Source organism: Symplocastrum torsivum (genome assembly GCF_059505465.1).
Genome location: NZ_JCACKQ010000010.1, coordinates 109,729 through 116,078, shown reverse-complemented (window position 1 = coordinate 116,078; position 6,350 = coordinate 109,729). Strand labels below are relative to the sequence as shown.

Genomic DNA, 6,350 nt, shown 5'->3' with positions numbered 1-6,350 from the left:
TGTTGAATTTAGACAACAAGTAACTTATATCTGTCAGCTACACCGAAAAGCCTTGGAATTATTGACGCAGGGCATTCCGAAGAGTCCGAATCCTTGGTACGTCTGGTAGCAGAACGCTGCCGTATTGTGACTGATTTGGGAGTCAAGCAAAAAACAGGTATCCTCTTGTTCGTTGAAAACTCGAAAAGCTTTCTTATCTGACTCCAAGCATCGAATTCACTTTGTTTATATTCCCAAACATACATCTTGGCTCAATCAGATTGAATGTTGGTTTAGCATTTTGATGCGGCGCTTGCTTAAGCGAGGTAACTTTACCTCAACCCAAGACCTCAAGCAAAAAATTATTAACTTTATTGCTTATTACAATCACACATTTGCTAAACCCTTTCAATGGAAGTTTGAGGGTTTCCCAGATGCGGGCTAGGCTGGTGGGTTATTTCTGCCGAGCTGGTCTAGTTCGGCTAAGCCGCTACTGTAGCAGGTAATTCTCCATTCACAATGGCTAAACAAGGCTTTGAGGGAACTGTCAAGCTTTTCGTAGAGGCGTTGTCGTTGTCCCCGAACAGTTGAGAGTTCCCTCGCGAGGGCATAGTCTTCATCGCCAAGGGGAGAGGGTTGATCACTACTGTCTCGGTTCATGGCTGTTCTCCCAGTACGGCGCTAGTGATTGATAATACTTGGGCTATAGCTGGAGGAGCCGTTACTAAAAGACGGGAATCATTCGGTTTAGCATCAAAATGTAACAGAATGCAAACTATAATGAGTTCGAGAATACACCTATCAGTACCTAAATTAAGAGTAGTACCAACACACATGCGAGTTGCGATCGCCGGAGCGGGTTTAGCAGGACTCTCCTGCGCCAAATACCTGACTGACGCGGGTCATACCCCAATTGTCCTAGAACGCCGAGATGTTCTAGGCGGAAAAGTTGCCGCTTGGAAAGACGAAGACGGAGACTGGTACGAAACTGGGTTGCACATTTTCTTTGGGGCTTACCCCAATATGCTGCAACTGTTCAAGGAGTTGGATATTGAAGATCGGTTGCAGTGGAAAGAACACACGATGATCTTTAACCAACCCGAAAAACCTGGTACTTATTCCCGGTTTGACTTCCCTGATTTACCAGCACCCGTCAATGGCATAACGGCGATTCTTCGCAACAACGATATGCTGACTTGGCCAGAGAAGATTCGCTTTGGTTTAGGATTAATCCCAGCTATTGTTCATGGGCAGAAGTACGTTGAGGAGATGGATAAATACTCCTTTGCTGAGTGGATGAAGCGGCAAAATGTACCGCCAAGGGTGGAGAAGGAAGTTTTTATCGCGATGTCCAAGGCGTTGAACTTTATCAATCCTGATGAAATTTCAGCAACGGTGGTATTGACTGCCCTCAACCGATTCCTCCAGGAAAAGAACGGTTCCAAGATGGCATTCTTAGATGGTGCCCCGACGGAGCGACTTTGCCAACCGATGGTCGATTACATTACCGAACGCGGTGGCGAGGTGCGATTGAATGCACCGATTAAAGAATTTTTACTGAACTCTGATGGTACGGTACGGGGATTCTTGATTCGTGGTTTAAATGGGGCAGCCGATGAAGTCCTGACAGCCGATGCTTATGTATCGGCAATGCCAGTAGACCCATTGAAGGTGATGCTGCCCGAACCTTGGCGTAATATGGATTACTTCAAGCAATTAGATGGCTTGGAGGGTGTTCCTGTAATTAATGTTCACCTGTGGTTTGACCGCAAGCTAACGGAGATTGACCATTTGTTATTTTCGCGATCGCCTTTGCTTAGTGTCTATGCTGACATGAGCAACACCTGTCGGGAGTATGCCAATCCTGACCGTTCGATGCTGGAATTAGTCTTAGCACCAGCGAAAGATTGGATTAATAAATCTGACGAGGAAATCGTTGAGGCGACGGTGGTAGAGTTGGAAAAACTTTTCCCCAATCACTTCGGTGGCGATAACCCAGCGAAATTGCTGAAATCTCACGTAGTCAAGACTCCGCGTTCTGTTTATAAGGCAACGCCAGGTCGTCAACAGTATCGCCCATCTCAAGAGACACCGATTACCAATTTTTATCTAACTGGCGATTACACCATGCAACGCTACTTAGCGAGTATGGAGGGCGCCGTACTTTCTGGTAAGCTTACAGCGCAGGCAATAAATAACACTCAGCGCTCAGCGCTCAACTCCCAACCACTGGACGGTAATGGGAAATCAACCATTGGCACGCCGTTGCCAACTCTCGACTCCCAACAGCCAGTACTCAGGGCTGAAAGCTAATCGCTGATAGCTGCAACTCTTAATAGCTTGCTACGAATGCTCCAACTGCCTAACTCTCCACGCATGAGAACGCTGGCCCCCCGGTCGGATGCTTACGAATTCTGCCGTCAGATTACGGCAAAGTACTCCAAGACGTTTTACCTTGGCACACTGCTGATGCCAGAAGAGAAACGTCGAGCTATTTGGGCGATATATGTCTGGTGTCGCCGTACTGACGAACTGGTGGACGGTCCTCAGTCTCCTCTAACAACGCCGGAAACGCTTGACCGTTGGGAACAACAGCTAGAGTCGATCTTTGCAGGTCAGCCAATTGACGACCCTGATGTGGCTTTGGTCGATACACTGGAACGCTACCCGATGGATATTCAACCCTTTCGGGATATGATTGCGGGTCAGCGTATGGATTTGTACCGCAGTCGCTATAAGACGTTTGAGGAACTCAATCTCTACTGCTACCGGGTAGCGGGAACGGTAGGGTTGATGTCCAGCGCTGTTCTCGGTGTGGCTGACTCTTGTAGCAAAACGCCTTGGGATCGCCAGCTAGACGATGATGACCCCGTGGAAGAAGCAATCGCCCTCGGCATTGCCAATCAATTAACCAATATCCTCCGGGATGTTGGAGAGGATGCCCGTCGGGGCCGGATTTATCTACCCTTAGAAGAACTTGCTTTGTTTAACTACACTGAGCAAGACTTGTTTGATGGGGTTGTTGATGATCGTTGGTGCGAACTCATGCGTTTCCAAATTCAACGGGCGCGTAAGTTTTATACTCAAGCCGAACGGGGTATCAGGGCACTCAGTACGGACTCTCGTTGGCCAGTTTGGGCAGCTTTGATGCTCTACCAAGGCATTCTTGATGTCATCGAACGCAACCAGTACGATGTCTTTAACCAAAGAGCCTTTGTACCAAAGCCTCAGAAGTTGTTGACACTGCCAGTTGCATGGCTGAGAGCGCAAGCTCTCTAAAGATAACGGAAAATATCGTTAATGATAGTCCTCTGAAGGGACTGATTGGCGCTTGCGTTTTTGAGGTGCAAGTGGTGACTCTATTTTGATGTCTGGGGGAGTTTCTACGCTTGAAACTTGTCGCTGAAATCAATCGAGGTTTGACCTGCTTCCTCCTTTGACTGAGTGAGAAAAAAGCGATCGCCTCTACTCTTACCTAAGTCTCACCCAAGCCGCGAATGGCACTGACGCGAAGAAATTCAGTTACAACCAACCCTTGCGCGGGGGGTTTGGGGGCTTCCCCCCAAGCAGGGTTTTTCTACAAACGACTATTTTTCGCTTAAGTCAGCGGCATTCCACCTAAGCCCCCATTCCGGAGTACTGCTTCAATCCCTTGCGCCAGAGCCAACGGTTCACAACGAAACAAAGTAAACTCCAACCCAGCATCATCAACAAACCCCGCACAATATCTACAGGTAGCCCAATTAAAAGCGCAGCGGGGAAGTGAATCAGATAAGGGAAAGGTGTCCATAAGGCAACCTCACGTACTAGGGGTGGAAAAACTTCTAGTGGGGCAATCATGCCAGAGAGAAATAAGTAGAACAAAAACCAGAATTGCTCGATCGCACTTGCTCGTTCTGTCCAGAAAGCAAACATCGCAAATGTATACTGCATCAGAAAGCGCAAGGCAAACGCTAGCCCCAACACTGGTACAAACAGTAAAACTCTCCACAAGCTTGGTACCCAAATTGCCTGAGGATAAAGTAAGAAAAATAAACCAACTAGAGCCAGCGCAAAAGGTAGACGGGCAAGACGTTCCGATAGATGTGAGGCGACATGGTGCCATACGGGGTCAATAGGTTGTAGTAGTCGAGGAGAAAGCCGCCCTTCCACAACTTCTTTTTCAAACTCCCAAATCACCCAAACCACCGTAAACTGGCGGATTAGAAAGACGATCAGAAAGTAACGTGCAAATTCCCCAGGATTCAGACCAAATTGCCCCTGCGCTGAGGCTTTTGTCCAGACACCCATCAGAATTAGTGGCAAAGTCCCTGACAGCGCCCATAAAAACAACTCTGCCCGATACTCCAGCATGTAGGCGTAGTAAACCAAGAGGAACGCCTTCGCTTTTGGAATCACTCGGTTCATGAGGCTACTCCAGCCCGGAAGACGCGACCAATCACTTCCTCAACAGGCGGTTCAGTTACCGTTAAATCAATAACTTCTAACTCAGCCAAAATCCGGGACACTACGCTTGTTAGCCCTTCACGCCGTACTAGGAAACGTACTTCCCGACCTTCCACCGCTTGCAATTCCCCAAAGTTAGAAAGCTTGTCTTCTGGCAAGGGGTTGGCTAGTTCTACCTTGACCTCACGATAAGGCGCAAAGCGATCGACGAGTCCATCTAGTGAGCCATCGTAAATCAACTGACCTGCGTAAATCAGCAGTACTCGTTGGCAAAGGGCAGTAATATCAGCCATATAGTGACTGGTTAATAATATCGTTGCCCCAGTGAGCCGATTGTACTCCCGCAAGAAATCCCGGACACCAACTTGAGCATTGACATCCAATCCTAAAGTTGGCTCATCCAGAAACAGGACTTGAGGTTGATGAAGGAGTGCTGCTAAAAGTTCAGCTTTCATCCGTTCACCGAGAGAAAGCTTCCGCACGGGCTGAGTTAGCTTGTCTTCTAGGGAAAGCATTTCTGTGAGTTCCCCCACTCGATGGCGAAATTCCTTCTTGGACATCCCATAGACAGCCGCGTTGATTTTTAGGGAGTCCATCGCGGGTAAGTCCCAAAGCAACTGCTGCTTTTGCCCCATCACGAGGGTAATCTTCTGTAAAAAGTCTGCTTGGCGCTGGAAGGGGATGTGTCCTGCCACTCTCACGCGACCACTGGAGGGGTGAATCAGTCCTGTGAGCATTTTCAGTGTAGTAGTTTTTCCTGCCCCATTGGGACCGAGAAACCCAACCACTTCCCCCATGCCAATCTCAAACGAAACATCTTGCACAGCTTTCACTGAGCGGTAAGTGCGGCGAAAGAAGTGGGTTAATGTGCCTTTAAGCCCTGGCTCCTTGACCGCTACCGGGTAGACTTTGCTCAGGTTTTCAACTACAAGAATAGACATAGATTTAACTGTACTTGATTGCTCGTAAGTCTGCATCCAATGCTTCTCGGCTACCAGCAACCAAACCTTTCTAAATTCCGGCTTCAGTCATAGCTAGATTCAAATCATCAGTTAGCTTTAGTCGTTCAGCCCACTCTTGTAAGTATCTATAGTCTAGGGTTTCAGCTTGTACTTTGAGTACGCCCAGAACATCACGCCATTGTTTTTCAGAACCTGAATGCTGCCGCCAACGTAGTTTGTTCAAAATGACATCTTCAGGGGAGGCAAAGTAAAGTGTTGTACCTTCAAACTCAATCACTCGTCGCCGTTCAAATTTCAGGCGATCGCACTCATCAGTTCCAGATATCATCAGGTCAGCACGGCTAATACTCTCCATGTCTGTAATTTGTAGGGTTTTCATCCGACCCGATTTCACGTCATCAATGCCAGGAACATAAAAACCGCATAGCGTGAGTGCTTCACTGAGGCGATCAATATCCAAAGGAGAAATCGCCAGTACCAAGTCTAAATCCTGTGTTGTACGGGGTTCGCCATAAGCGATTGCCGCTACTCCACCAGTAATGTAATAGGAAATTTTTAATTCCTCAAAAATGGGATGCAGCTTGGTGGCAAGTGAAACCGAATCCTGAATCCACATAGAGGACTCTCCTGTTGGGATGTAGTTAGGAGGGCAATGTTCTTGCAACCACGCCAAAGCAATCTTTTTGGCAAACTGACTTGGAGAAAGGTGCCCGAATTGTTGACGTAGGGAACACAACGAGAGCTTACGGGCACTACGGGTTAGCGATGCAGCACTACTCAATCGTTCGCTTGGTGACCGCTGTCGGAGCAAGTGAAACGTCAGTAGATCTGTTTCTACGCTGGTGTCCTCTGCCTGGGGACGGTATCCGGGTTGGATGGAGAATTTGGGCACTTGAATCATGGCGGAAAGCTCCTTAAAAAACCCAATCATCCAGTAAATTTATTGCAGCGAAAACTACCTTG

Annotated in this window: 7 protein-coding genes; 3 read left to right on the top strand and 4 right to left on the bottom strand. The window is 47.9% G+C overall.

All coding sequences use genetic code 11. The features are described from left to right. The first annotated feature begins 172 nt into the window (after positions 1-172). Positions 173-424, top strand: a complete 252-nt coding sequence (locus AC5JL3_RS03290; protein ID WP_496073122.1) for a transposase — start codon at positions 173-175, stop codon at positions 422-424. Here AC5JL3_RS03290 and AC5JL3_RS03285 read toward each other — a convergent pair. Next, a complete protein-coding gene (locus AC5JL3_RS03285; RefSeq protein ID WP_496073121.1) occupies positions 421-639 on the bottom strand; it encodes a hypothetical protein in 219 nt (72 codons plus the stop codon). The genes AC5JL3_RS03290 and AC5JL3_RS03285 overlap by 4 nt on opposite strands. Positions 640-813: 174 nt before the next feature. Between AC5JL3_RS03285 and pds the strand changes: the two genes are divergently transcribed. Together pds and crtB are read left to right on the top strand one after the other, a co-directional pair. Next, the gene (gene pds, locus AC5JL3_RS03280) at positions 814-2,292 is read left to right on the top strand and encodes a 15-cis-phytoene desaturase (RefSeq protein WP_496073125.1); all 1,479 of its coding nucleotides are present in this window, start codon (positions 814-816) and stop codon (positions 2,290-2,292) included. A gap of 36 nt (positions 2,293-2,328) precedes the next feature. After that, positions 2,329-3,258 (top strand): 15-cis-phytoene synthase CrtB, encoded by a 930-nt coding sequence (gene crtB, locus AC5JL3_RS03275; RefSeq protein ID WP_496073120.1) that lies wholly within the window; start codon positions 2,329-2,331, stop codon positions 3,256-3,258. A 339-nt stretch (positions 3,259-3,597) separates the two neighbouring features. Here the strand turns inward: crtB and AC5JL3_RS03270 are convergent, their stop codons facing one another. From AC5JL3_RS03270 to AC5JL3_RS03260, 3 genes are all read right to left on the bottom strand, one after another. Continuing rightward, a complete protein-coding gene (locus tag AC5JL3_RS03270) occupies positions 3,598-4,386 on the bottom strand; it encodes an ABC transporter permease (protein WP_496073119.1) in 789 nt (262 codons plus the stop codon). Next, a complete protein-coding gene (locus tag AC5JL3_RS03265; RefSeq protein WP_496073118.1) occupies positions 4,383-5,366 on the bottom strand; it encodes an ABC transporter ATP-binding protein in 984 nt (327 codons plus the stop codon). Before AC5JL3_RS03265 ends, AC5JL3_RS03270 begins: the two co-directional genes overlap by 4 nt. Positions 5,367-5,436: 70 nt before the next feature. Continuing rightward, complete coding sequence (locus AC5JL3_RS03260) at positions 5,437-6,288, bottom strand: hypothetical protein (protein ID WP_496073117.1); 852 nt, start codon at positions 6,286-6,288, stop codon at positions 5,437-5,439. Positions 6,289-6,350: the final 62 nt, after the last annotated feature.